Consider the following 24214-nt stretch of genomic DNA (forward strand, 5'->3'; position numbering starts at 1 on the left):
GCCTCTCAGCGCCGATGGTACTGCCCTGGAGACGGGGTGGGAGAGTAGGTCGCCGCCGGACAACCATTCACCAAAGGCCCACCCCAACAGGGGTGGGCCTTTGGCATACCCCCATTTCCACCCACGGCCCGTCGTTCCATCAAGGCGGCGGTCCACCGTCATTCCTCGCCTCGCTTGCGAGGCGACGCGGCGCGCCCCGCAGGCCGTCAGCTCCAGCCGTACCCCGCCAACCACCGGGTGATCTCTCGATAGAACCGTCGGCGCGGGCCAGGACCGGACAACGTGAGGTCGTGTATCCCCCCGGGAATGCGGGCGATCGTCACGACGGGCCCAAGGTTCGGTGCGCGCCGGGCCAGGAGCTCGACGTCGAGCACGATGTCCGCCGCCCGCATGTCCTCGCTCCACCGCGGGCTGATGAGGGTGCGGTCGGACGTCAGGACGATGATCGGGCAGGTCACCGACAGCCCGGCCGCCACGGTTGCGTGCCCCTCGATGATCCCGCGCAGCCAGCCGGCCCGGACGGGGAACGACGGCACGGGCCGCCACTCGGGGTTGAACTCCCAACCGCCGCTCTCGAGGTCGCGCAGCGTGCGCGCGTAGTACCCCGCGTCGATGTTGGGCAGCGGGGCCTTGGGCTGGAAGCGCGCGAGCTGGCGGATCGCCGGGGAGGACACCGTCCTGACCGTCGACGAACCCTGCAGCTCCAGCCACGGGCTGTTCAGTACCAGTCCGTGCAGGCGTCCCGGGTTGCGGTTCGCCCACAGGACCCCGGTGAGGCCGCCGGTCGAGTGGCCGACCAGCATGATCGAGGCATGCGCACCGAGCTCGGTGTGGATCGTCGCGAGCGCCGTCTCGAGGTCCTCGTCGTACTCGTGCAGGTGCTCCATGTACCCGGGGGTCTGGTGCGGCCGGAGGCTGCGCCCGTACTTGCGCAGGTCCACCGCGTAGAACGCTGCGCCCTGCGCGTGCCAGTACTCGGCGAGCTCGGTCTGGAAGAAGTAGTCGCTCCACCCGTGGACGTACAGCACCGCGCGGGCAGGGCGGAGGGCCTCCTCGGTCGGTGGGTCGTACCGGACGAGCGTCGCCACGACCTCGCCCTCGTCGTCGGGCGTGAGCTGGAGGGTCAGACGCCGATAGTCCGGCCCGAGGACGTCCTCCTCCCACCGCCCGCGCTGCGGTCGGACGCGCGGTCGCGGTGCCGGGCCGCGAGGCCCCGTCGGGACGAGCGCCGCGGCCTCGGCGAGCGGTGCCCGCAGCGACGCGAGGGTGAGGGTCCGGGGTGCGGTGGCCCGGGGGCGACGTCGGGACCCCGCGATGCGCGGCGAGCCCGTCCACTCGTGCGAACCCGCCGAGCCGGTCGCCCGCGACTCGCCGTCACGCAGCGCGGAGCCTGCCGCAGCCGCGTCGACGTCAGGTCCGACGTCGGCGGCACGGCCGGTCTCGCGCCCGGCCGGCGGTCGCCCCCGGGCCCCGGCGCGCGCCGGACGCCCCCGCTCCGCGTCCTCGGTCATGTCGTGAGCACGATCTTCCCGTAGTGCTCCCCGGCGTCGAGCCGTGCGAGGCCGGCCGCGGCCTGGGCGAGCGGGAGGACCTCGTCGACCGTGGGGCGCACGTCGGTGCGGGCGAGGAACCGCAGCAGGGCGGCGAGATCCTCGCGCGAGCCCATCGTGACACCGCGCACCGTGATCTCCTGGAAGAAGATGCGCGAGAGCTCTGCTGGGCTCGCGTCGCCCGAGGTCGCCCCCGCGACGACGACCGTCCCGCCCGGTCGGACCGAACGCATCGAGTGCGACCACGTGGCCTGGCCGACGGTCTCGATCACGGCGTCGACCCGCGCAGGGAGCCGGGCCCCGGGTTCGAAGACCGCGGACGCGCCGTGCTGCAGGGCCCGTGCCCGCTTGGCCGAGGAACGCGACGTCACGAACACCTCGATGCCGGCCGCGCTCGCGAGGCGCGTCGCGGCGCTCGCGACGCCGCCCCCCGCGCCCTGGACGAGCACGCGGTCGCCCGGGGCGAGCCCCGCGACGCTGAAGAGCATGCGGTACGCGGTGAGCCACGCCGTCGGGAGGCACGCCGCCTCGACGAACGTGAGCTCCGGCGGCTTGGGGATCAGGTTCTTCGTGGGCACGGCGACCTGCTCGGCGAGCGTCCCCGCGTACTTCTCGGACAGGAGCGTGCGCGACTCCGCGGGCCCCACCCCGTGCCCGTCGGCGCCGATCACGCCGTGGACGACGACCTCGGTCCCGTCGGGCGCGATGCCCGCGGCGTCGGTGCCGAGGATCATCGGGAGCTGCTCGGCGCGCAGACCGACCCCGCGCAGCGACCACAGGTCGTGGTGGTTGAGGCTCGCGGCCCGGACGTCCACCACCGACCAGTTCTCCCGGGGCTCCGGAGCGGGCAGGTCTCCCACGGTCAGCCCTGCGAGCGGGTCCTGCTGGTCGAAGTGCGTCACGTAGGCGGCAAGCATGTGTCCAACCTACGGTCTCCGGGCGCGGTGCGCGTCCGAGCCCGGGCGGGACACGATCCTCGTCCGGCCCGTGAGAACGCCCGTACCGGTACGGCCTCGGACAGCGACGGAGGCGCAGGTCAGCGGTGGATGCCGCCGGCGACGGGGTGCCACTTCGGTCCGTAGCGGCGCGTGAAGACCGCGCCGCCAACCTCGACCAGGGCGCCCGCCGCGGCTCGGACCGCGCGGGCGATCTCGGCCGCCTGGTCGTCGTCCTCGGCGAGGAAGCGCACGGTGACGCGGGCCTCGCCGCTCACGATCCCCAGGTCGTAGGACTCGACCTCGGTCCGCTCGCGGGCCGCGGCGGCGGCCGCGGGCAGCACGGCTTCCGGCGACGCCCCAGGGCGCAGCATCCCGACGACGAGGCTCACCCGGTACGAAGTCACCGCTGCACCTTCGCACACGTCGGGCGCCCGAGCCGAACTCGCACGGCCCTGGCCGTCGGGGCGCTTCACCCGATATTCCTGCACGATCGGAAACATGCCGTCGGCATACTGGGCCCATGCGCATCACCGCCAAGATCGACTACGCCGTCCGCGCGTGCGTGGAGCTCGCCGTCGCCTACGACGAGGGGTTCGTGACCGCGGAGCGCGTCGGCAAGGCGCAGCACATCCCGGGTTCGTTCCTCCTGGGCATCCTCAACCAGCTGCGCAGGTCGGGCCTGGTCGAGAGCCGCCGGGGCGCCGAGGGGGGTTTCCGTCTGGCGGCGGCCCCCGCGCGGATCGCGGTCGCGGACGTCATCCGCGCGATCGACGGCCCGCTCGCGAACATCGCGGGCGTCCAGCCCGAGGACACGTCGTACGCGGAGTCCGCGGCGGCCCTCCAGCAGACGTGGGTCGCGCTGCGGGTCGCGATGCGGTCGGTCCTGGAGAACGTGACGATCGCTCACCTCGCGTCGGGCACGCTGCCCGACGACGTCGCTCACCTCGTCGGGGACTCGGAGGCCTGGGTGACGCGCCCGTTCGGCGACGAGGTGGAGCTGCGGGGCGGGGGAGAGGACGCCCGCCGAGGGTGACGCTCGTGCCCGCCGAGGGTGACCGACCGTCACCCTCGACGAGCCGCAACGTCACCCTCGGCGTCGGATGTTCAACCGGTTCGACCCTGCGCGGTTAACACTGCGAAACCTTGTCTCATCCGTCAGCTCAATCTGGACCGTTTCGGTCCAGTTCAACTAGCGTCCCTCTCATGCACACCGAGCCGACGCACCGCGCGCCCCGCGCCACCGCGCCGGGCTGTTGCTGTCGACCCGTCTGACCCGACGAGACAGCCCCCCGCGCCGACCCCCACCGGCGCCCCTGTGCACCCGCGACCAGCTCGCGGCTCCCCCTGAAAGCGACCCCTCATGGTTGTGCCTTCTACCTCCCCCCGCTCTCCTTCGGTCGCCCGAGCCTCCTCGGGTCCCGGAGCGCAGCGACGCCCGCCGCGCCGCGCCCCTCGACCGAGCCTGGTCGAGGACTCCGCCGAGCACCTGCACCTGCACGCCGACGTCCTCGTGATCGGCGGCGGCCCCGCAGCGACCTGGTCCGCGATCGCCGCCTCCGAGCAGGGCGCGAGCGTCGTCCTGGTCGACAAGGGCTACTGCGGCACGAGCGGCGTCGCGGCGACCGCCGGCGTCGGGCACTGGCTCGTCCCGCCCGACGCCGAGCGCCGCGACGAGGAGATCACGCCGCGCGAGGAGCAGGGCGGGTACCTCACCGACCGCGACTGGACCAACGACGTCCTCGACGAGGCCTGGTACCGCACCGCGCTCATCGAGGGCTGGGGGTACGAGCGCACGCGCCGCTCGCGCCCAGCAGGCAACGGCGCCCGCGGCGGAACCACCGGTCCCGCACCCGCCCCGAACCCCTTCGCGCGCCGGCCCGGTGAGCGGTCGTTCTCGGGCTCGTCCCCGGACTACCTGCGCTTCCTGCGCGGCAAGGTCAAGAAGAACGGGGTCACGGTCCTCGACCACAGCCCGGCGCTCGAGCTCCTCGTCGACGGTGAGGGTGTCGTGTCGGGCGCCCAGGGCTACCAGCGCCAGACCGGGCGCGCGTGGCGCGTGGCGAGCGGCGCCGTCGTGCTCGCGACGGGCGGGACCACCTGGAAGTCGCACTCCCTGGGCGGCGACGTGAACACGGGCGAGGGCCATCTGATGGCCGCCGAGGTGGGCGCGCACCTGTCGAGCATGGAGTTCTCCAACTTCTACGGCATGGTCCCGTTCGGCACCTCGATGGACAAGAACGGCTTCTTCGTCACGGCGTCCTACTGGGACCACGAGGGCGCACCCATCGCGTACGAGAACCTGCACAAGAGTCGCGCCGAGCTGCTCGGCGCGTCGCTGCGCGGCACGATCACGGCCCAGTTCACGCAGTTCGGGCCCGAGGTCCGCCCGACCCTGCGCGCCGCCATGCCGAACTTCTTCATGGTCACCGACAAGCTGGGCGTCGACCCGTTCACCGAGCGCTTCCCCATGGACTGGGTCCAGGAGGGCACGGTCCGCGGCACGGGCGGCATCCACGTGCTCGACCGTGACGCGTGGACCGGCGTCCCCGGCCTGTACGCGGCGGGCGACGTCGCGGCCCGTGACCGGGTGGTCGGTGCGGCGACCGGCGCGGGCGGCCCCAACCTGGCGTGGGCCGTGGCGTCGGGCACGTGGTCCGGCCGGGCCGCGGCCGCCCTGGCGACGGACCGCGGCCCGTCGTCCCGCGGGCAGCGCCTCGAACCCACGGGCACGCTCGGTCTCCGGCCCGACGGCGGCGCGCACCGCCCGCGGTCGGCCCCGGCCAGGGAGGGGGCGTGGCGCGAGATCACCGCCGCGGTCCGTGACGAGATGCTGCCCATCGACAAGTCGGCCTTCCGCCACCACCACGGCCTCGTGCGCTCGCTCGACACGCTCGACGAGCTGTGGGACCGCGCGGGGACCGAGCTCGTGCCGTCGGACGTGCGCAGTGCCGACGCGATCCGCACGCGCGAGACCGCGGGCATGCTCGCGATGGCGCGCTGGGCCGACCGGACGGCGCTGCACCGCACCGAGACCCGCGGCATGCACACCCGCACCGACTTCCCCGACACCGACCCGCGACAGGCCCGGCGCCTGCTCACGGGCGGGCTGCGCGACCTGTGGGTGCTGCCGGACCCGGAGCCGCCCGTGACCGGGGACGCTGCGGCGCCGTACGCCGCTCCCACCCCACCGACCTGGACCGAGGAGGCGTCGTGATCGAGATCCTCAACGCCGCGCGCTGCACGTCGTGCGACATCTGCGTGCGGATCTGCCCCACCAACGTCTTCGAGCCTGCTGCCGACGGTGGCGTGCCGACCATCGCGCGGCACTCCGACTGCCAGACCTGCTTCCAGTGCGAGGCGTACTGCCCCGAGGACGCGATCTTCGTGTCCCCGTCGCGCACGCCCGAACCCGCAGGCTCGCCCTTCCTCGACGAGGCCGACCTGCTCGACCGCGACCTCCTGGGCCTGTACCGGGACCGGGTCGGGTGGCGGCGCACGTCGCGACGGCAGGACGACACCGGGGACGCCCGGACCACAGGCGCCGCCACCCGTGACGGGGCGCCTGGCGAGGTCCTTGCCTCCGATGTCGACTACCACCGTGCAGCCGCGCTCGCCCCGGCCACAGCCCCCCTCGACCGCACTTCCGACGACCGCGCGTCCCTCGACCGCACCCCACCGGACAGCACCACGAACCCCCTCCAAGGAGCCCCCTCATGAGCCGGAACCGCACCCTCGCCGCCCTGGCGTCGTTCGCCCTCGTCGCCGCGCTCGCGGCCTGCTCCACGTCGGAGGCCGCGACGCCGTCGGGCGACGGGTCGGGAGCCGCCGCCGAGCTCACGCCCCTGACCACGGGCGGTCCCTGGAACGGCGTCGCGGGCAAGACGCCCGTCGCGACCGGACCGTTCGGGTACGCCGTCGAGACCGGGATCGCCGACGCGATCCTCGCCGAGCACGGCTTCGAGTACGAGGGCTTCGTCGGGTTCAACAACGGGCCGCCCGTGGTCCAGGCCCTCCAGACGGGCGACATCCAGGTCGGCTTCATCGGTGACACCCCGGCCACGCAGGCCAAGGCGAGCGGCCTCGACGTCCCGGCGCTCGTCATCGCCAAGCCGTCCTCCGACATCTGGTTCCTCACCAGGACCGGCGGCGTGACCACGATCGACCAGCTCGCGGGCAAGAAGGTCGGGCTCCAGTTCGGCTCGAACTTTGACAAGTACGGCCGCGCGGTCCTGGAACGGGCCGGTGTCCTCGAAGACGTCGAGCTCGTCAACCTCCTGTTCGCCGACGCCCTGCCCGCGCTGCAGCGCGGCGACATCGACGCCGTCCCGGTCCCCGCGACCACGGCCGGGATCTGGCGCCTGGCCAACGACTTCCCGGTCCTGTCCAAGGCGAGCGTCGACGACCCCGACCTGCTCGCGACCAACGTCTCGCTCACCTCGCGCGAGACCTACGACGCGAACCCCGAGCTCGCAGCCGCCGTCTGGGACGTCACCGAGGCCGGCGTCGCCAAGATCGAGGCAGACCACGACGCCTACGCCCAGTGGGTCTTCGATGCCACCGGCTCACCCGTCGAGGTCGTCAAGGAGGCCGAGCTCTGGCAGTACGGCACCCAGGCGATCGACCCCGACGGGCTCAAGACCGTGCAGTCGACGCTCGACTTCCTCGTCAGCTCCGGGGCCGCCCCGAAGGCGTTCGACGTCAGCACGTGGGGCGTCGAGTGACCACCGGCACGACGACGTCGCGCGCCCGCGCGGAGACGCCCCCGGTCGCTGCAGCGACAGCCGCCGGTACGGTGCCGGCCACCGCCACGGGTGCGGCCGGGGCGCGCAGGGGCGCGACGTCGTCGGGCAGGCGGAAGCGCTCACCACGCGACGTGCTGCTGCGCGCCTCGGTGCCCACCGCGATCCTCGCGCTCTGGTTCCTGGGTTCTGCCCAGGGGTGGATCGACGAGAAGCAGTTCCCCGCGCCCTGGCAGGTCGGCGACGCGTTCGTCGAGCTCGTCTCCACGGGTGTGCTGTGGGAGAACCTGTCGGTGTCGCTCGGGCGCGTGGCCGTGGGCTTCGCGATCGGAGGGCTGCTGGGGCTCACGCTCGGCGTCGTCGCCGGGCTGTTCCGCCTGGGCGACCAGCTCCTGGACCCCACGCTCCAGATGCTGCGCACCATCCCGTTCCTCGCGATCGCGCCCCTGCTGATCCTGTGGTTCGGGATCGACGAACGACCCAAGATCATCATCATCGCGGCCGCCGCGCTGTTCCCGCTCTACCTCAACACCCACAGCGGCGTGCGCAACGTCGACCGCAAGATCCTCGAGGCCGGCAAGGTGTTCGGGCTGCGGGGGCTCGGGCTCGTACGGCACGTCATCCTGCCCGAGGCCATCCCGTCGGTCCTCGTCGGGCTGCGGGTGTCGCTGTCGGTGTCGCTGCTCGCGCTGATCGTCGCAGAGATGTCCAACGCGCCGCGCGGCATCGGGTTCCTCATGGTCTCCGCGCAGCAGTACTTCCAGATGGACGTGCTCGTCGTGTGCGTCCTCATCTACGCGGTGTGGGGGCTGTCCGTCGACCTGGTCGTGAGGCTCCTCGAACGCCTCCTGCTGCCCTACAAGCGACTCGGGAGAAAGCCATGAGCACGCCGACCGTCCAGGACCTCGCCGCGCCGACCGTGCGGGTCGAGAACGTCGGGAAGTCGTACGGCGACCGGACGATCCTCTCCGACTTCTCGCTGACGCTGCGGCCCGGCGAGTTCGTCGCGCTGCTCGGCGCCAGCGGCAGCGGCAAGACCACGTTGCTGCGCATCCTCGCCGGGCTCGAGGCCCACGACACCGGGACCGTCGAGGCTCCGGCCGAACGGACCGTGGTGTTCCAGGAACCGCGCCTCGTGGCGTCCAAGCGCGTCGGGTCCAACGTGATCCTCGGCCAGCGGGCCACACGCGACCGGCGCGCTGCCGCCTCGGCGGCACTCGTGGAGGTGGGTCTCGGCGGGCGCGAGGCCGCCTGGCCCACGACGCTGTCCGGGGGCGAGGCGCAGCGCGTCGCGCTCGCTCGAGCGCTCGTGCGCAACCCCCGGCTGCTGCTGCTCGACGAGCCGTTCGCCGCGCTCGACGCCCTGACGCGCATCAAGATGCAGGCGCTCGTCGCCGAGCTGTGCCACGAGCACCAGCCCGCCGTGCTGCTCGTGACGCACGACGTCGACGAGGCGATCCTGCTCGCCGACCGCGTGGCCGTGCTCCAGGACGGGAAGGTCGGGGTCGAGCTCGAGGTGCCGTTCGACCGGCCGCGGCGCCGAGGGGTGCCGGGGTTCGGAGACTTCCGGCGACGGCTGCTGCTCGAGCTGGGGGTCGAGGAGGCGATCGGGGCGGCGTGAGGGTGACGTGCTGGGTCGCCGAGGGTGACGGCAACGCCCGCCGAGGGTGCGTCACCTTCGGCGGGCAGGTACGTCACCGTCGGCGGTCAGGCCTGTAGCTCGTCCCGTCGCGGCGGGTTCGCGCCCGCGCGCGAGACCGTGATCGCGGCGGCCGCCACGCATCGTTCGAGCACCGCGGTCAGCCCCTCCAGCTCGATCCCCCGGAGCGCCTCGCGCCGGTCGCCGCCCAGGAGGTTCCGCTCCCAGAGCCCGTCGACGAGCGCCCCCATGAAGGTGTCGCCCGCGCCCACGGTGTCCACGACGTCGACCCGCGGTGCCGCGACCCGGACCTCGCCCGCCGCGCACACCGCGACGGCTCCCTCGCCGCCGAACGTCACGACGACCACCGCCGGCCCTCGGGCAGCCCAGGTCCGGGCGACCTCCACGGGGTCGGCGCCTGGGTGCAACCACTCGACGTCCTCGTCGCTGACCTTGACGACGTCCGCAGCAGCGACGAGCGGTTCGATCCGGGCGAGCGCGGCCTCGGGGGTGCCCATGAGGCTGGGGCGGGCGTTCGGGTCGTAGGTGATGGTCGCGTGGTCGCGGGCCGAGAGGACGAGGTCGTGGACCGCGGTCGCACCGGGTTCGAGGACCGCGGCGATCGATCCGGTGTGGACGGCGAGCGTCGAGTCGGTCGCCGCGGTGCCGGGGGCCAGGTCCCACGTGATCGCGAAGTCGTACGTCGCGGCCCCCGACCCGTCGAGGACCGCGCGCGCGACGCTCGTGGCGGCGGCGCCGTCGGACCCGGGGGTGAGGGCCACGCCCGAGCCGGCGAGCCAGGCGCGGATCGTGTCGCCGTGCTCGTCGCGGCCGAGGTGGGCCGCCAGCCGGACGTCGCGCCCGAGTCGGCCGAGGGTCAGTGCGACGTTGGCGGGGCTGCCGCCGGGGTGCTCGGCGGTCGTGCCGTCGGCACGGCGGACCTCGTCGACGAGCGCCTCGCCGACGACGAGGACGTGCGGGGCGTGAGAGGGCATCAGGGCTCCAGGCCGGTCGGGGGCGACGTCACCGTACGATCCTGCACCGATGACAGCGGTGTCAACCACCGTGAGGCCAGAGATCTGCACGGCACCGCCGGCTTGTGGGACCCTCCTTGCAGCGCATCGACGCGTGACGGGAGCCCCCGCTGCGGACGGCGCCGACCAAGGGAAGTGCAGTGGACATCAAGCCCTGGCAGGTCGTGAACCTCGTCGTCGTCGTGGCGATCGTGGTCTTCGTGGTGATCGTCGTCCGGGCGTTCCTCGGCGGCCTGCGCGGCGACGAGCATCGTCGCCACCGAGCGCCCCGCCGCTGACGACCCTCGCCGCACAGCCGCACAGCCGCGCACGCTCACCGCACCGACGCGAACGCCTCCAGGACCCGGTCCACGCTCGACCGCAGCCCCCACCGCGAGGCGAGCTCGTCGAGGGCCGCAGCGTCCGCGGGCGCGGACGGGACGTCGTCGGGCACCAGGGGGATGGGTGCGTCGCGCGCGACCTGGACCACGAGCGGCGCGACGGCCAGGTAGTCCGCGGCCTCGGTGAGCCGGCGGCGCTGCGTCGGGCTCAGGCCCGGGTCGCCCTCGTCACGGGCGCGCAGGATGCCCGCGAGGTCGCCGTACCTGGCCAGCATGCCCGCCGCGGTCTTCTCGCCGATGCCCGCGACGCCCGGCAGGCCGTCGCTCGGGTCGCCGCGCAGCGCGGCCATGTCGGCGTACGCCTGGCCGGACGTCACGCCGTAGCGCTCGGCCAGGCGCTCGACGTCCACGACGTCGAGCTTCTTGAGGCCGCGCGCGGTGTACAGGACGCGCACGGGCACGTCGTCGTCGACGAGCTGGAACAGGTCGCGGTCGCCCGTGACGACCTCGACCGGCCCGGTGTCGGGCGACGCAGGCCCGACGGCGCCGCTCGCCCCGGGTTCTCCGCCCGCCTCGCGCAGGGCGCGCCGACGGACCGACTCGCGCTCGACGAGCGTGCCGATCACGTCGTCCGCCTCGTAGCCGGGGCAGCCGACCCGCGCGACACCGAGGGCGGCGAGGACGTCGACGATGATCGGGACCTGTGCGGTCAGGGCCTCGGGGACCTCCTCGATGCCCGTGGTGCCGGGGACCTCGGTCGCGACGCGGTGGGCCTTGTAGGACGGGATGGCGTCGACGCGGAACGCGGGGCGCCAGTCGTCGTCCCAGCAGGCCACGAGGCGCGCGGGCCGGTGCTCGGCCACGAGCACCGCGATGGTGTCGAGGAAGCCCCGCACGGCGTTCACGGGCGTGCCGTCCGGGGCCTTGACCGAGTCCGGGACGCCGAAGAAGGCGCGGAAGTACTGCGACGCGGAGTCGAGGAGCAGCAGGCCGCCGCTGCCGGGGAGCTGGGTGTCGCGCAGGGGAGCGGGCGTCGCCGGGTCCGTCATGGTCCCCAACGTACCGGCGGCCGCCCACGGGGGCCGCTCCGACGTGACCGGGTCTTCCCGCCGTCGGCCGGAGCGCCGCAGCGCGAACCTCTCGGCGACGGTGATCTGACGCCAGGACGAGGGCCATGTCACATCCGGTTCGGGACCTTTGGCGGGCTTTTCCCGCAGGTCACGCACCTATGGTGACAAGAGCCCAGGGCTCCCGGACGGCACCTTCCGCGCCGCCTGTCAGGAACCCAGCGACCAACGAGAGAAGGCGTGGCGAGGACATGAAGGCTGCACGATTCCACGGACGACGAGACATCCGCATCGAGGACGTCCCGGCCCCCGAGCTGCGGCCCGGCGCGGTCGCGATCGACATCGCATGGTGCGGGATCTGCGGCTCTGACCTGCACGAGTACCTCGAGGGGCCGATCTTCGTCCCCGCACCTGGGCGCCCGCACCCGCTGACCCGCGAAGAGATGCCCGTGACGATGGGGCACGAGTTCTCCGGCACCGTGACCGCGCTGGGCGAGGGCGTCGACGACCTGACGGTCGGCGAGTCCGTCGTCGTCGAGCCGTACGTCGTGTGCGGCGAGTGTGCGCAGTGCGAGGCCGGCAACTACCACCTGTGCGTCAAGATGGGCTTCATCGGCCTGGCCGGCGGTGGCGGTGGACTCTCGGAGAAGGTCGTCGTCGACCGTCGCTGGGTCCACCCCGTGGGCGACATCCCGCTCGACCAGGCGGCGCTCATCGAGCCCCTGTCGGTCGCGCACCATGCGGTCGTGCGCTCGGGCGCCCAGGCTGGTGACGTCGCGCTCGTCGGTGGCGCGGGCCCGATCGGTCTGCTCACGGCCGCGGTCCTCAAGGCACGTGGCGTCACGGTCATCATGTCCGAGGTCTCCGAGGCGCGGAAGACCACGGCACGCGAGACGCACGTCGCCGACCACGTCGTCGACCCCACGCAGGACAACCTGATCTCCCGCGTCCGCGAGATCACGGGCGGCAAGGGCGTCGACGTCGCGTTCGAGTGCACGAGCGTCAACGCGGTCCTCGACCAGCTCTTCGACGCGGTCCGCCCCGCGGGCGTGATCGTGGTCGTGTCGATCTGGGGCAAGACCGCCGCGGTGGACATGCAGAAGCTCGTCCTCAAGGAGATCGACCTGCGGGGCACGATCGCCTACGTGCGCGACCACGCCGAGACGATCCGGCTGGTCCAGGAGGGCAAGATCGACCTGGCGCCGTTCATCACGGCGAAGATCCCGCTCGAGGACCTCGTGAGCAAGGGCTTCGACACGCTGGTCCGCCGCAACGAGACCGCGGTGAAGATCCTCGTCCACCCGTGACGGGCTCCCTGCCCGACGCCGGAGCGCACCCTCGACGCGGAAGGTGCGCTCCGCCGTCGGGCCGGCGTGTTGGGCGCTGAGTGCATGATTGCGCTGCGACACGCCCGGCGAGTCGCAGCCGGATCATGCACTCAGCGGGGCGAGGCCACCGCCCGCTCAGCGGGGCGAGGCAGCCCGGTCCGGGACCAGGCCCGCCTCCCGGGCCGCCACGATCGCCGCCGCACGGTCGCGCAGCGACAGCTTGGCGAGCACGCCCGCGACGTAGTTGCGCACCGTCTTGGTGCTCAGGGTCAGCCGCCGCGAGATCGCGGTGTTGTCGAGCCCCGCGGCGACGAGCGCCAGCACCTCGCGCTCCCGGTCGGTGAGCTGCGGGAACGGCACGGCCGCCCGCGCGCCGCCCAGCACGTTCGCCACGGCCCGCGCCGCGACGCCCGGCGCGAGGATCAGCTCGCCGTTCGCGACGGCCCGCACGGCCCGCTCGACCTCGTGCGGCGACGCCGACTTCACGAGGTACCCGCGCGCGCCGGCGCGCAGGCAGGCCGCGACGGAGTCGTCGTCCTCGTGCATCGTCATGACGAGCACGGGCACGTCCGGGCGGGTGCGCACCAGGTCCCGTGTGAGCTCGACGCCCGACCCGTCGCCCAGGTCGAGGTCCATGACGACGAGGTCCAGGTCGCCGGGCGCGTCCAGGACGTCGCGGGCCTCGGCGGCGCTCGCCGCCTGGGCCACGACGCTGACGCCGTCGAGCGAGTCGAGGAGCGCCGCCATCCCGATGCGGAACACGGGGTGGTCATCGACGAGGGCCACGCGGATGAGGCTCACAGCACGACCTTCCGGGGGAGGACGGCCCGCACGCGCGTGCCGCGCGGTGCGAGCGAGGTGATGTCCAGCGTCCCACCGAGCTCCTCCGCGCGCTCCCGCATGGCCCGCGTCCCGACGCCGGCGCGCGCGTCCTGCCCGACGCCGGAGCCCTCGTCGTCGCACGTCACGACCAGGTGCGTCCACCCGTCGAGAGTCCCGGGCAGGCTCGGAGGGTGGGCGGAGACCTCGACGCGGCAGCCCGCGGCCCCGCTGTGCCGGGACGCGTTGATGACGGCCTCGCTCGCGATCGCGTAGGCCGCGGCGGCGACGCGCGTGTCGAGGTCGTCCCACGGCCCGCACAGCAGCTCGACCGCGAAGCCGCCCGCGTCGTGGTGGTCGGCGAGGTCGTGCAGCGCGGCCTCGAGCCCGGCCTCGTCGAGGGCGGGCGGGAGCAGGCTGCGCGAGAGGGTGCGCACGTCCCCGACCCGCTGCTCGACCTCCCGCTGGAGCGCCTCGAGCACGGCGGCCGCTGCGGTCGGGTCGGTCGCGAGGGTGTTGCGTGCACCTTGCAGCCCGAGCCGCAGCCCGCTCAACCACGGCCCGACGCCGTCGTGCAGCTCGCGGCGGACGAGTCGCCGTTCGGCGAGGCGCGCCCGGGTCACGGCGTCCTTGGCCTGTTCGAGGTCGCGCGCGCCGCTCGCGAGCGCGAGGCCCGCGGCGACCACGGGCACGAGCTGGGCGAGCGCGTCCCGGGTCCGGCCGTCGAGCCGCTCGCCCGCGCGGGGAGTGACGGCGAGGTCCCCGAGGACCCTGCCGCCGTGCTCGACGGGCACGTGCGTGACGTGCGTGCTCGTCGGGCGACCCCAGGTCGCCTCGACGGTCGGGGGAGACCCGCCGGCCGCGGTCGGTGCGCCGTCGGCCGGAGCGGGCGGGGGAGGTCCGCCGCTCGTGAGCGTGACCGACTCGAGCTTGAGCGACTCGCCGGTCGAGGCGACGAGGCCGTGCAGCAGCTCATCGGCCGTCGCCGCGACGCCGAGCTGGCGGCCCATGCGCAGCACGGCCCGACCGGGGTCTGCGGTCTCGCCGTAGACCAGGGAGCGCACGCGCCGCTGCAGCCACGTGCGCGCGGGCTGGACCGCGAGGACGACCCCGACGGCCGCGAGCACCTGGGCGAGCGGCCGGCTGCCGACGAGCGCCGTCACCATGACCACGAGCGTGACGTAGACCGCGACCAGGGCGAGCGTCAGGAGGGCGCCGATCGTCGCGCGGCTCAGCGCGAGGTCGAGCCCCCACAGCCGGTTGCGCAGGACCGAGACGAGCAGCGCCGCGGGGAACAGCGCCTGGCACGCGAGGTGCGTCAGGGGCAGCGCGAGGATCACGTCGGGAGAGTTCCACGTCCCGAGCAGCGGGAGGAACGACAGCGCCATGATCGCCGTGCCGAGGGCCAGCAGCCCGAGGCCGCGGCGTTCCTCGGGCGGACCGTGCCGGTGGCGCCACCACGTCGCGGACGCGGTCACGAGCCCCATGACGACGACGCCGAGGATGGCCGGACGCGGGTCGTCGACGGGGGCGAGCAGGAAGAACAGGATCGAGGCGGCACCGCCCGCGACCCCGAGCCACGCGCCCACGGACAACGGGTGGTCGCGCACGAACCACGGCACGAGCACGAACAGCCCGATGGTCCCCGGCACCCACGCGAGACCGTACGCCGCGGCGAGCGGTTCGAGCGGTGGCAGGCCGGGGTGCGTGCTCGCGAAGCTGCGCCAGCCCCCGCCCAGCGCGGCGAGACCGCCGCCGATGCCCGCGAGCGAGACCAGCCACCCGACGACGTGCCGCCGCCGCGACAGGATGATCGCGCCCACCGAGCCGTAGACGAGCGCCACCATGGCGTCCACGACGACGAACAGCAGGTCGCCGAGCAGCACGTCCACGCCCGACGTGAGCTGCAGGACCAGCGCCGAGACGCCGAGGAACCACGAGGCGACGGCGACGGCGAGAGCCGTCCGGGGCAGGCCGCCGGTCCCGAGGGCGGCTCGGCCGAACGCCGACCGCCGCCAGGACCGGCCGGCCGGAGGCGCCGGAGCGGCCGCCGCAGCTCCCGCGCGAGCGCCCGCGGGCACGCCCCGTCCGCCGGACGGGTCCGGTGGCTCGTCCCCTGCGACAGCGCCCACAGCGCCACGGTAGGGGGCGCGACCACCCGGGCGACAGGGGTCGGGAGCGATTCCACCCCCACCTCGGACGGCACGGCCACGACCGGCCCCGCCCCCGGAGAGCGGGGCGGGACCGGTCGCGTGGCCCGGGGCGGGCCGTGGGGGCGGTGACAGGTCCACGGTGGTGGGCTGCGCCGTCGGGCGGGTCAGCGCCGGTCGCCCAGCGCGAAGCCGAGCGCCGCGACCGTGAGCCACAGCGGGCCCACGAACCCCGCCATGTACTGCAGTGGCGAGATGCCCACGAGCAGCGTGAGGCCGCCCAGGAGCAGGCTCACGACCCCGATCCAGCGCGGTGCGGCACCGTGCCGCAGCGAGGCCACGGCCACCGCGACCGCGGTCAGTCCCGCACCCACCCACAGCCACGGGATGGTCGCGATCCAGTCGGCGTAGAACGCGCCCGACTCGGGGACGATCTTGTCGAGCTCGGCGAACCCGAACATGAACTGGGTGTCGAGCCCCGAGCCCATGAGCGCCGCGACCGACGTCAGGACGAGGCCCGAGCCCGCGACCGTCGGCAGGAGGCTGCCCGCCGGGGCCTGGACGTCGAGGCGACGCTTGAGCCCTGCCGCGAAGATCAGGACGAGGATCGCGACCAGGACGGTCGCGGTGTGGAAGACGAGGAGCGTGGACGTCTTGCCCGCGAGGTCGGCGACGACCGCGTCGGCGTCACCCGCGGTCTGCTCCCAGTTCGCGCCGAGCGCCATCGAGGCCTGGATCGAGACGATGCCCAGGACGCCGGCCGCGACGCCGGTCCACGCCCAGGCGCGGGAGGCGCGGGCCGGATGCCCATGGGCGAGGTCGGTGCCGGGCGTGACGGAGGTTGTCGGTCGTGCGGTCATGGTGGACCCCTGCGTGTCGTGGGGCCGGGCCCGGGCGGGCGGCGGCCGTGGGTAGTTGACACGACGAGCGTGGGGCGGGACGCGTCCCGGGCGGCAGGGGCGGATGTCCCGGGAGGCTGGGCGGTTCTCCCGGGCAGATCAGCCCGTCGTGTGCTTCGCGAGGAACTCCAGGCTTCGGTCCAGGGCGACCTGACCGGCGGCGGTCGAGAGGTCGAACTGGTACTCGTGGCCCAGCCCCGGCTCCTCGCCGTCGGGCTGGAAGAGCGCCTCGACCTCGACACCGACCGCCCCTAGCCGCGCGGACAAGGCCTTGCCCTGGGGAGTGAGCGGGTCGGCGTTCCCGCCCGTGAGGAAAGCGGGCGGGAAGCCCTCGGTCACGTGGTGCGTGACCGAGGCCGGGGCGAACCTCGGGTCGTCCGCGAAGGCCTTGGTCCCCGAGTACGACCACAGGACGGTCTCGAGGAACCACGACTTCGCGCCGCCGGCCGAGGTGTCCACGAGCGCCATGTCGTAGGCGCCGCAGTGCAGGACCACGGCCGCGAGCTGGTCGGGGCCGATCGAGGGGGCGATGCCCAGCGCCTCGGCGTAGTCCGGGCTCGTGACCGCGGCGGCGACCTGTGCGCTGATCTGCGACCCCGCCGAGTCGCCCGCCAGCACGATCCGCCCGGGGTCCACACCCAGCTCCTCGGCGTGCGCGGTCACGTGGGCGAGCGCGTCGTTGAGCTCGACCAGCGGTGTCGGGTAGGTCGCGCCGGGCGCGACCGAGTAGTCGATCGCGACGACCGTGTACCCGTGGCTCGCCACGATCTTCGCGTAGTTCGCGACCTGCTCCTTGCTCCCGGAGACCCACCCACCGCCGTGCGTCCACACGACGGTGGGAAGCGGGCCGACGGCGCTCGCGGGCCTGTGGACGTCGAGCCGGGCGTCGGGATCATCGGCGCGGTAGGGGACGTCGGTCGTGCTCACGACGTCGGACGGCACGAGCGCCGCGAGCTTCTCGTTGGTCTCGGTACCGCCCTTGTCGAACGCGTACCGGATGAGCAGCGCCGAGGGCCACGGGCTGACCTGAGACGCGACGAACGTCCCGAGCGCGACGACCCCGAGCGACGCGCCGACCCAGCCGAGGGCGCGCGGCCAGCGACGGTGCGCGGTACGGGAGGCTGTCGAGGTCGCGCTCGGAGAACCCATGCCCGGAGCCTAGCGACGCCGGCGGGGCGAGGGTGCGTCGCCGTGGAGGGTGTCGCGCGGCCACCGGCGGGGGTCGTCAGTCCTCGTCCGGCTCGCCCTCGGTGGGCGCGGGCAGCACGGGCAGCACGACGACGGGCCGGTGCTGCAGGTGCGACAGCCGGCCGGCGACCGAGCCACCCAGGGCCTCGTTGCGCCACCCGTCGGCCCCGGCACGGTGCGCCCCGACCACGACGATCGCGGCGTCGTGGCTCACCGCGGCCTCGTCGAGCTGGCGTGCCACGTCGCCGTCGCCCGCGACGACGAGGGTCCAGCCGACACCCGTCCCGTGCAGTGCTCCGTCGAGCTCGGCCTTGAGCTGCTGCTCCGCGCGGCCGTCGTCGGGTACCGGCCCGACGTCCACCCACACGCACACGACCGTCGTCCCCAGGGCGTGCGCGAAACCGGCGGCGCGCTGCACGATGTCCGGGTGCTGGCCCGGGTGCACTCCGACGAGCAGGGGTCGGATCATCTGTCCATCGTGCCACGGGTGCGGAAGGAGGGCCTGCCGCGGGCCTACCCTGTGCGGCATGGACCGCACCTCCTTCCTCGCGACCGCCCGCAGCGCCCTCGACCTCGCGTCCCGGCCCGAGGTCGCCGCCGCGTGGTCCGCCGAGAGCGCGTGCGCAGGGATGAGCGTCGGCGGGCTGACCCACCACCTGCTCCAGCAGGTCGTCCACACCCGTCTCGTGCTCGAGTCGCCTGCGGCGCGACGTGAGGTCGTCGGCGTGCACGACCACTACGCGCGCGCCGGGTGGGTCGGGGCCGACCTCGACGCCCCGGCCAACGTCGGCGTGCGGGAACGCAGCGACGCACTGGCTGGCGACGGTCCGGAGGCGGTCCTGGACCGTGGGCGCGACGCGCTCGACCGGGTCGTCGAGCTGCTCGCTGACCCCGATGCCCCTGCCGTCGTCTCACCCTCGTGGTTGTCCTGGTCCTTGACGACCGACGACTACCTGCTCACGCGGCTCGTGGAGCTCACGGTCCACAGCGACGACCTCGCGGCGAGCGTGGCCCTGCCGACCCCGCTGTTCGGGGACGACGTCGTGGCGGACGTCCTCGGTGTCCTGACCGCGGTGTCGGTGCGCCGCCACGGGCAGGCGGCCGTGCTGCGCGCCCTGAGCAGGCCCCAGCGTGCACCGGGAGACGTCTCGGCGTTCTGAACGAGGCCCGACGGCGTCGCGAGCCCGGGCGGGGAACCTTGCCCGGGGAGTCAGCCCAGCGAGCGCTGGAGCAGCACGGTGTCGAGCCACCGGCCGTGCTTGAACCCCACGCGTTCGAGGCGCCCGACCTGTCGGAAGCCCAGCTTCTCGTGGAGCACCACGGACGCGGGGGAGTCGGCGTCGCTCACGACCGCGACGAGCTCGCGCACCCCTGCCTCCGCGGCCGCGGTCAGGAGGGCGGTCAGAAGCGACCGGCCGAGGCCGCGGCCCTCGCTGCCGGGGGCGAGGTAGATGGTGTCCTCGCCCGTCGCCGCGTAGGCGGGCCGCTCGCGCCATGCACCCACGTACGCGAACCCGGCGACGTCGTCGGGCCGGCCCGGGGCGCCCGGCACGGTGACGACCAGGAACGGGCGACCCGCCGCCCGCAGCGACTCCCACCGCTCCTCCCAGCCCGCGAGCGGCAGCGGCTCGGTCTGGAACGTCGAGACCGTGTGCAGGACGTGGTGCGCCGCGATCTCCGCGACCGCGGGCAGGTCGTCGCGGGTCGCGGGACGGACGGTCGCGGTAGGTGCGTCGGTCATCCGGGCACACTAGCGCTGCCGGTCACGCGGGGGTGATGTCGCCCAGCTTCCAGCTGCGGTCGAAGTAGGACTCGAGCGGGCCGTAGAACCGGAAGTAGGAGAACCAGTGCTTGCCCGGGACGGTCTGCACCCAGTTCGACTCGCCGCTCGGGGGCGGCGTGGGGCCGAAGTGCAGGGTGACCGAGCCGTCGTCGTCCGGGACGAGGTCCGCGTCCCGCGAGCCGCGGTCTCCGCGCTGCTGCTCGTTGTCGATCAGGCAGCGGGTCGCGACGTCGTAGACCGTCGCCGACCAGAACAGCTTGGCGGGAACCTTCGCGGGGACGTGCAGGGTGTAGTGGCGCGCGCCGTCGAGCCACGCGCCGTCCGCGCCCGTGTACGCGCTGAGGTACGCCTGCCCGAGCCCCGGGGTGTGGCTCTTCATGGCGGCCGAGAAGCTCACGGCCTCGTAGAACCACGACGCGCGCTCCAGGAGCTCGTCATAGAACGGCGCGCGCTGGTCAGAGGTCGAGAGCGCGATCGTCAGGTCCCACCGGCGGTCCTCCCAGTAGCGCGAGCCGGCGAACCGCTTGTCGAACGAGTTGGCCTGCGCGATGAGCTCGCCTGCGGCGGCTCCGTCCTCGAGGATCGCGCGCAGGCGGGCGTCGGGCTCGAACGGCCGCTCTTTCTCGATCCCGAGCTGCTTGAGCATCGCGAGGTAGAAGCGATCGCGCTCGTCGACGATCTCGCTCTGGTAGACGTCGTGCAGGCGCTCCCAGAAGTCGAGCCCTCGGGGCTGGTCGCCCGACCAGGGGCGACCGTCCGGGGAGACGACACGGGTTGCGGGCGGGTCCTCGCGCAGCGCGAAGGGGTAGATCCGCACGGCCTCGACCAGGGACCGTGCGCGTCCGTGGTCGGGGTCGAGCGTGCGGAAGCCGAACATGACGTTGACTCCCGTCGAGCGGAGCACGATGTGGTCCTCGGCCTCGGCCGGCACCTCGTGCCCGGGCGGGAGGACCAGGTGCTTGCCGCCCGCGTTGCCCGTGGGGCCCATCTCTCCCATGACACCGAACTCCCGCTGCCAGAAGTCGGAGACACCGCCCGCCGTGGGGCCCGCCGGGAGCTCGATGACGAGCGGGCCCGTCTGCGACAGGTCGAAGAAGTTAAGGGTGTACGGCGTGGTCGCGTTCGCGGTGATGAGGCCCAGCCGGTCCCGGTACGTCACGTAGTGGACCAGGTCCGAGCCCGTCGCCCCGAAAACCTCGTAGTGGACCTTCTTCCACTGCGCGTACGACACGATGGGCAGCGCCCACAGGTACGCCTGGGTCGCGAGCTGGCGGTCCAGCTCGTCGAAGATCAGCGGCACGTCCTCGCGGCGGGGGAGGTCGCCGTCCCTGCGGACGGCCCCGAGACGACCTGGAAGCTCATGGTGCGACATCTGCTCTCCTCGACCTCGTGCACGGAGCCGGCGGACGACGCCGGGCGGGACCTCCGGCCACGATGGCACGGTGGAGGCCCGGGCGCGCGGGCACGAGTTCCGGTGCCTCGTCGCCGGGGCCCGGTTCCGGGGGGGGCTCGGGACATCCCTGGTGCGCGTCCGCCGTCGGGCTCCCGCCGGCGGTGGTGCGCGCTACTCGATGCCCTCGGCGTGCCGCTCGTCGACGGTGCGCGCGGCGTCGCGCCCGGCCTTGCGGTTCGCCCGACGGCGTCGCGTCAGTCCGCCGTCCTTCTCGTCCGGGTCCTCGTCCGGGTCGTCGCCCTTGCCGTGGCCGGGGTCGTGCAGCATGTGGGAGTCGACGAGCTCGTGCCGCTGGATGTACGTGTTCGCGACGGCCTGGATGGTCGCGGCGATCGGGAGCGACAGGAACGCCCCGAGCGCGCCGAACACCGCCCCGAACGCGAGCACGACCACGAACGACACCGCAGGGTTCATCTCCAGGGCCCGCGCCGAGACCTTGGGCGAGAAGTACAGGTTCTCGAGCTGCTGGTACGCGACGATGAAGATGAGGACCGCGAGGGCCTGCGGCAGCCCCTGCGACGTGAGCGCCACGATCACGGGCAGCGCGCCACCGATGTACGTACCGATCGTCGGCACGAACTGCGACACGACGCCCACGAACACCGACAACGGCAGGGCGTAGTCGGTACCGAGGATCAGCAGGAAGACGAACGTGAACACGCTCGACAGCGCAGCGAGGACGATGCGCGAGTTGATGAAGTCGGAGACCTTGACCTGCGTGATCTCCCACAGGCGCAGGACCTCCTGCTGACGGTTCGGCGTGAGCCAGCGGCAGATCGCGACCCGGAACTTGGGCCCCGCCGCGAGCAGGTAGTACGTCACGAGCATGATCGTCAGGAACGCGAAGATCACGCCGACGATCGTCGTCCCGACGACCAGCGCGCCCGACGCGACGTCCTCGCCGAACTCGTTGAAGCCCTGCTTGAGGAGCTCGTCGGAGCTCGGGATGTCGACGTCGAACCTCGTCGAGACGAACTCCTGGATGTCGGTGTAGAGGGCGGGGATCGACTGGACGAGCTGGACGAGCTGCTGCACGAACAGGTTGCCGAAGAGCGCGAAGATGCCCACGACCACCACCAGCCCACCCAGCAGCGCCGTCGCCGCGGCCGCACCGCGCCGCCACCCGCGCCGGACCAGCCACACCACGATCGGCTCGAGCGCGAGGGCGATGAAGAACGCGATGAGGATGTTGACGCCGAGGCTCTCGAGGGTGCCGATCGCGTACCAGGCAAAGATCCCGACGAAGACCGCGACGACGGTCATGAAGAGCGCGCGCGGCAACCACCGGGGAGGCTTGCGCGGGTCGTCGGCGGAGAGCGCCAGGAAGTCTCGGGGCCGGTCGGGGTCGGTGACCGGGGCGGCCGACGCCCCGGGGGCCGGCTCCGGAGTGGTGCTCGCGTCGCTCGTCATGGGGCGAACGTAGCGAACGCACGCGCACGCGTGGTGCGCCCACGCCGTCGGGCGGGAAGGTCCGGCCCGTGCACGGCGCGACGTGCGCGGTCCTCCCGCGTCACCCGGACGCGCGCTCCTCCGCGACCGGGACGCCGTCGTCGTCCAGGTCCTCCGGTCCGGGCGACCGCACGCCCAGGCGCGCCGCGACCCACGGACCCGTGAGCCCGTACACGACCGCGGTCAGGAGGATCACGCCGAAGACCACCGGGACGAGCTGCTCGAACGGCTGACCGTCGTCCTCGAAACGCAGCGCGAAGACCGACGCGGTCGACGCCGCGACGATCCCGCGCGGCGCCATCCAGCCGACCATGACCCGTTCTCGGCTCGACAGCACGCTGCCCGTCGTCGCGACCGACGCGACGAACGGGCGCAGGACCAGGACGAGGAGCGCGACGATCGCGAGCGTCGGCAGGGCGTACGCCACGAGGGCGTCGAGGTCGACCCGCGCCGAGAGCAGGATGAAGAGCGTCCCGATGAGCAGCAGGCCGACGTGGCTGCCGAACTCGTGCAACGGTTCGATGCGCGCCCAGCGCTGGTTCGCGAGCACGATGCCCAGCGTCGTCGTCGCGAACAGGCCCGCCTCCTCGTGGAACGCCTCGGCCACGGCGTACGTCGCGAGCGCCGTGGCGAACGCGAGCGACACCTCGGTCGCGGCCGGCACCCTGCCCCACTTGACCGCCGCGACGTAGACCGCCGCGGCGACGGCCCCCGTGAGCACCCCGGAGAGCGCGGTCGCGCCCAGGTGCTCGGGGGCCGCGTGGAGCGCGACGTTGGCCATCGCGAGCGCGACCGTCGCGCCGATCGGGTCGATGAAGATCCCCTCGAACGCGAGCACCGACTCGAGCGGCTGCTTGGGCCGGATCACGGCGAGCAGCGGCCCGACGACGGTCGGACCCGACACGATGAGGATGGCCCCGATGACCGCGGCCCGGGACAGCGGCAGGTCGAGCACCCACCAGCAGATGAGCGTCGCCCCGACCCCCGTCAGGACCGCACCCAGGGTCACGAGCAGCGCGACCGGACGCCGAGCCCCGCCCTGGAGCCGTTTCATGTCGAGCTTGAGCGACTCCTCGAACAGCAGGAGGCCGACCGCCATGGACACGAGCGGGAACAGGTCGTCGCCCAGCAGGACGTCCGGGTCGACGAGCCCGGACACGGGACCGGCCAGCAGCCCCAGCACGAGCAGCAGCAGGATCGAGGGCACCTTGAGCGCCTTCGCGGCGACCTGCCCCACGACCCCGAGCACGACGACCAGCGCGATCCCGCCCGTGAACCCCAGCTCCATGGACCCATAGTGGTGGTGGACGGCCGCTCACGCAGCGGATGCCGACGCGGGAGTCCGGTGCCACGATCAGGGGAGCGAGACTTCCGGGGTGACGCCGGGCCGGTCACGGCCAGGACGACGTCACCCGTTCTACGTGTGCGAGGAGGCACCATGGCACGGTCGTCACAGGTCACGGGATGGGTCGGCTGGGTGTGGTTCGCGGGCATCGTCCTGGTCACGCTCGGGCTGTTCAACGCGATCAGCGGCATGGTCGCCGCGTTCTCGCCCGAGAAGCTCGTCGGGCTGGGGGAACAGGGGATCGTGGTGCTCGACGTGTCGACCTGGGGGTGGGTCCACCTGGTCGTCGGGGCGCTCCTCGTGATCGTGGGCTTCGCCCTCCTCGCCGGGCGCGGATGGGCACGGCTCGTCGCGATCGTGCTCGTCGTGCTCAACGTGCTGACCCAGTTCGTCGCGCTCCCCGCGAGCCCGTGGTGGTCGGTCGTCACGATCGTCCTGGGGATCTTCGTGCTGTGGGCGCTCGTGGTCCACGGTGACGAGGCGCAGCGGGCGTCGGCGTCGTCGCTGCCGTGA

The 24214-nt window shown here is 73.4% G+C and carries 24 protein-coding genes; 10 read left to right on the forward strand and 14 right to left on the reverse strand.

The window, feature by feature from the left end; genetic code table 11:
* Positions 1-206: 206 nt before the first annotated feature.
* From WFH32_RS07945 to WFH32_RS07955, 3 genes are all read right to left on the reverse strand, one after another.
* Positions 207-1511 carry an alpha/beta fold hydrolase gene (locus WFH32_RS07945; protein ID WP_336706834.1) on the reverse strand — a complete coding sequence of 435 codons (1305 nt, stop codon included), beginning with the start codon at positions 1509-1511 and terminating at the stop codon, positions 207-209.
* Positions 1508-2467 (reverse strand): zinc-binding dehydrogenase, encoded by a 960-nt coding sequence (locus WFH32_RS07950; RefSeq protein ID WP_336706836.1) that lies wholly within the window; start codon positions 2465-2467, stop codon positions 1508-1510. Before WFH32_RS07950 ends, WFH32_RS07945 begins: the two co-directional genes overlap by 4 nt.
* Before the next feature lie 119 nt (positions 2468-2586).
* Complete coding sequence (locus WFH32_RS07955) at positions 2587-2892, reverse strand: hypothetical protein (RefSeq protein ID WP_191796142.1); 306 nt, start codon at positions 2890-2892, stop codon at positions 2587-2589.
* Between the two features lie 116 nt (positions 2893-3008).
* Between WFH32_RS07955 and WFH32_RS07960 the strand changes: the two genes are divergently transcribed.
* The 6 genes from WFH32_RS07960 to WFH32_RS07985 all read left to right on the forward strand — a co-directional run bounded on the left by WFH32_RS07960 (position 3009) and on the right by WFH32_RS07985 (position 8848).
* Positions 3009-3521, forward strand: a complete 513-nt coding sequence (locus WFH32_RS07960; protein WP_191796141.1) for an RrF2 family transcriptional regulator — start codon at positions 3009-3011, stop codon at positions 3519-3521.
* A gap of 327 nt (positions 3522-3848) precedes the next feature.
* Entirely contained in the window at positions 3849-5702 is a 1854-nt protein-coding gene (locus WFH32_RS07965; RefSeq protein WP_336706838.1) for an FAD-binding protein, read from the forward strand.
* A complete protein-coding gene (locus WFH32_RS07970; RefSeq protein WP_191796139.1) occupies positions 5699-6205 on the forward strand; it encodes a 4Fe-4S dicluster domain-containing protein in 507 nt (168 codons plus the stop codon). The genes WFH32_RS07965 and WFH32_RS07970 overlap by 4 nt, the downstream gene beginning before the upstream one ends.
* The gene (locus WFH32_RS07975; RefSeq protein ID WP_336706840.1) at positions 6202-7209 is read left to right on the forward strand and encodes an ABC transporter substrate-binding protein; all 1008 of its coding nucleotides are present in this window, start codon (positions 6202-6204) and stop codon (positions 7207-7209) included. Before WFH32_RS07970 ends, WFH32_RS07975 begins: the two co-directional genes overlap by 4 nt.
* The gene (locus WFH32_RS07980) at positions 7206-8111 is read left to right on the forward strand and encodes an ABC transporter permease (protein WP_318244092.1); all 906 of its coding nucleotides are present in this window, start codon (positions 7206-7208) and stop codon (positions 8109-8111) included. The genes WFH32_RS07975 and WFH32_RS07980 overlap by 4 nt, the downstream gene beginning before the upstream one ends.
* Positions 8108-8848 carry an ABC transporter ATP-binding protein gene (locus WFH32_RS07985; protein ID WP_191796137.1) on the forward strand — a complete coding sequence of 247 codons (741 nt, stop codon included), beginning with the start codon at positions 8108-8110 and terminating at the stop codon, positions 8846-8848. The genes WFH32_RS07980 and WFH32_RS07985 overlap by 4 nt, the downstream gene beginning before the upstream one ends.
* Positions 8849-8934: 86 nt before the next feature.
* On the opposite strand, the gene WFH32_RS07990 is transcribed toward WFH32_RS07985, so the two are convergent.
* Positions 8935-9861 (reverse strand): carbohydrate kinase family protein, encoded by a 927-nt coding sequence (locus tag WFH32_RS07990; protein ID WP_336706843.1) that lies wholly within the window; start codon positions 9859-9861, stop codon positions 8935-8937.
* Between the two features lie 179 nt (positions 9862-10040).
* Between WFH32_RS07990 and WFH32_RS07995 the strand changes: the two genes are divergently transcribed.
* Positions 10041-10178 (forward strand): hypothetical protein, encoded by a 138-nt coding sequence (locus tag WFH32_RS07995; protein ID WP_191796135.1) that lies wholly within the window; start codon positions 10041-10043, stop codon positions 10176-10178.
* Positions 10179-10213: 35 nt separating this feature from the next.
* On the opposite strand, the gene WFH32_RS08000 is transcribed toward WFH32_RS07995, so the two are convergent.
* Positions 10214-11269: a 5'-3' exonuclease gene (locus tag WFH32_RS08000; protein ID WP_191796134.1), complete on the reverse strand. Its 1056-nt coding sequence runs from the start codon at positions 11267-11269 to the stop codon at positions 10214-10216.
* A 269-nt stretch (positions 11270-11538) separates the two neighbouring features.
* On the opposite strand from WFH32_RS08000, the gene WFH32_RS08005 reads away from it, so the two are divergent.
* Positions 11539-12594: a 2,3-butanediol dehydrogenase gene (locus tag WFH32_RS08005; RefSeq protein WP_191796133.1), complete on the forward strand. Its 1056-nt coding sequence runs from the start codon at positions 11539-11541 to the stop codon at positions 12592-12594.
* Between the two features lie 156 nt (positions 12595-12750).
* Here the strand turns inward: WFH32_RS08005 and WFH32_RS08010 are convergent, their stop codons facing one another.
* From WFH32_RS08010 to WFH32_RS08030, 5 genes are all read right to left on the reverse strand, one after another.
* Positions 12751-13401, reverse strand: coding sequence for a response regulator transcription factor (locus WFH32_RS08010; protein WP_336706845.1), 651 nt, complete (start codon positions 13399-13401; stop codon positions 12751-12753).
* Positions 13402-13412: 11 nt separating this feature from the next.
* Positions 13413-15566, reverse strand: coding sequence for a sensor histidine kinase (locus WFH32_RS08015; RefSeq protein ID WP_336706847.1), 2154 nt, complete (start codon positions 15564-15566; stop codon positions 13413-13415).
* Positions 15567-15751: 185 nt separating this feature from the next.
* A complete protein-coding gene (locus WFH32_RS08020; RefSeq protein WP_191796131.1) occupies positions 15752-16444 on the reverse strand; it encodes a hypothetical protein in 693 nt (230 codons plus the stop codon).
* A gap of 138 nt (positions 16445-16582) precedes the next feature.
* Entirely contained in the window at positions 16583-17632 is a 1050-nt protein-coding gene (locus WFH32_RS08025) for an alpha/beta hydrolase (RefSeq protein WP_336706849.1), read from the reverse strand.
* Positions 17633-17708: 76 nt separating this feature from the next.
* Positions 17709-18140 (reverse strand): universal stress protein, encoded by a 432-nt coding sequence (locus tag WFH32_RS08030; RefSeq protein WP_191796129.1) that lies wholly within the window; start codon positions 18138-18140, stop codon positions 17709-17711.
* 58 nt (positions 18141-18198) lie between these two features.
* Here WFH32_RS08030 and WFH32_RS08035 point away from each other — a divergent pair, with 58 nt between their 5' ends.
* Positions 18199-18831 (forward strand): maleylpyruvate isomerase N-terminal domain-containing protein, encoded by a 633-nt coding sequence (locus tag WFH32_RS08035; RefSeq protein WP_336706851.1) that lies wholly within the window; start codon positions 18199-18201, stop codon positions 18829-18831.
* A gap of 50 nt (positions 18832-18881) precedes the next feature.
* Here WFH32_RS08035 and WFH32_RS08040 read toward each other — a convergent pair whose 3' ends face one another.
* The 4 genes from WFH32_RS08040 to WFH32_RS08055 form a co-directional block, all read right to left on the reverse strand.
* A complete protein-coding gene (locus WFH32_RS08040; protein ID WP_336706852.1) occupies positions 18882-19412 on the reverse strand; it encodes a GNAT family N-acetyltransferase in 531 nt (176 codons plus the stop codon).
* A gap of 22 nt (positions 19413-19434) precedes the next feature.
* Positions 19435-20826, reverse strand: coding sequence for a DUF1254 domain-containing protein (locus WFH32_RS08045; protein ID WP_336706853.1), 1392 nt, complete (start codon positions 20824-20826; stop codon positions 19435-19437).
* 192 nt (positions 20827-21018) lie between these two features.
* On the reverse strand, positions 21019-22317 hold the full coding sequence (locus WFH32_RS08050) for an AI-2E family transporter (RefSeq protein WP_336706855.1): 1299 nt from the start codon (positions 22315-22317) through the stop codon (positions 21019-21021).
* A gap of 100 nt (positions 22318-22417) precedes the next feature.
* Positions 22418-23644: a cation:proton antiporter gene (locus WFH32_RS08055; RefSeq protein WP_191796127.1), complete on the reverse strand. Its 1227-nt coding sequence runs from the start codon at positions 23642-23644 to the stop codon at positions 22418-22420.
* Positions 23645-23794: 150 nt separating this feature from the next.
* Here WFH32_RS08055 and WFH32_RS08060 point away from each other — a divergent pair, with 150 nt between their 5' ends.
* A complete protein-coding gene (locus WFH32_RS08060; RefSeq protein WP_191796126.1) occupies positions 23795-24214 on the forward strand; it encodes a DUF7144 family membrane protein in 420 nt (139 codons plus the stop codon).

Source organism: Oerskovia sp. USHLN155 (assembly GCF_037145535.1).
GTDB lineage: Bacteria > Actinomycetota > Actinomycetes > Actinomycetales > Cellulomonadaceae > Oerskovia > Oerskovia rustica.

Excerpts from the sequence above, each read along its gene's own strand:
- WFH32_RS07950 (WP_336706836.1), bottom strand. The coding sequence starts at position 2,467 with ATGCTTGCCGCCTACGTGACGCACTTCGACCAGCAGGACCCGCTCGCA.
- WFH32_RS07975 (WP_336706840.1), top strand. The coding sequence starts at position 6,202 with ATGAGCCGGAACCGCACCCTCGCCGCCCTGGCGTCGTTCGCCCTCGTC.
- WFH32_RS07990 (WP_336706843.1), bottom strand. The coding sequence starts at position 9,861 with ATGCCCTCTCACGCCCCGCACGTCCTCGTCGTCGGCGAGGCGCTCGTC.
- WFH32_RS08005 (WP_191796133.1), top strand. The coding sequence starts at position 11,539 with ATGAAGGCTGCACGATTCCACGGACGACGAGACATCCGCATCGAGGAC.
- WFH32_RS08060 (WP_191796126.1), top strand. The coding sequence starts at position 23,795 with ATGGCACGGTCGTCACAGGTCACGGGATGGGTCGGCTGGGTGTGGTTC.
- WFH32_RS08020 (WP_191796131.1), bottom strand. The coding sequence starts at position 16,444 with ATGACCGCACGACCGACAACCTCCGTCACGCCCGGCACCGACCTCGCC.
- WFH32_RS08040 (WP_336706852.1), bottom strand. The coding sequence starts at position 19,412 with ATGACCGACGCACCTACCGCGACCGTCCGTCCCGCGACCCGCGACGAC.
- WFH32_RS08000 (WP_191796134.1), bottom strand. The coding sequence starts at position 11,269 with ATGACGGACCCGGCGACGCCCGCTCCCCTGCGCGACACCCAGCTCCCC.
- WFH32_RS08045 (WP_336706853.1), bottom strand. The coding sequence starts at position 20,826 with ATGTCGCACCATGAGCTTCCAGGTCGTCTCGGGGCCGTCCGCAGGGAC.
- WFH32_RS07965 (WP_336706838.1), top strand. The coding sequence starts at position 3,849 with ATGGTTGTGCCTTCTACCTCCCCCCGCTCTCCTTCGGTCGCCCGAGCC.
- WFH32_RS07945 (WP_336706834.1), bottom strand. The coding sequence starts at position 1,511 with ATGACCGAGGACGCGGAGCGGGGGCGTCCGGCGCGCGCCGGGGCCCGG.
- WFH32_RS08030 (WP_191796129.1), bottom strand. The coding sequence starts at position 18,140 with ATGATCCGACCCCTGCTCGTCGGAGTGCACCCGGGCCAGCACCCGGAC.
- WFH32_RS08050 (WP_336706855.1), bottom strand. The coding sequence starts at position 22,317 with ATGACGAGCGACGCGAGCACCACTCCGGAGCCGGCCCCCGGGGCGTCG.
- WFH32_RS07960 (WP_191796141.1), top strand. The coding sequence starts at position 3,009 with ATGCGCATCACCGCCAAGATCGACTACGCCGTCCGCGCGTGCGTGGAG.
- WFH32_RS08035 (WP_336706851.1), top strand. The coding sequence starts at position 18,199 with ATGGACCGCACCTCCTTCCTCGCGACCGCCCGCAGCGCCCTCGACCTC.
- WFH32_RS08055 (WP_191796127.1), bottom strand. The coding sequence starts at position 23,644 with ATGGAGCTGGGGTTCACGGGCGGGATCGCGCTGGTCGTCGTGCTCGGG.
- WFH32_RS08025 (WP_336706849.1), bottom strand. The coding sequence starts at position 17,632 with ATGGGTTCTCCGAGCGCGACCTCGACAGCCTCCCGTACCGCGCACCGT.
- WFH32_RS07985 (WP_191796137.1), top strand. The coding sequence starts at position 8,108 with ATGAGCACGCCGACCGTCCAGGACCTCGCCGCGCCGACCGTGCGGGTC.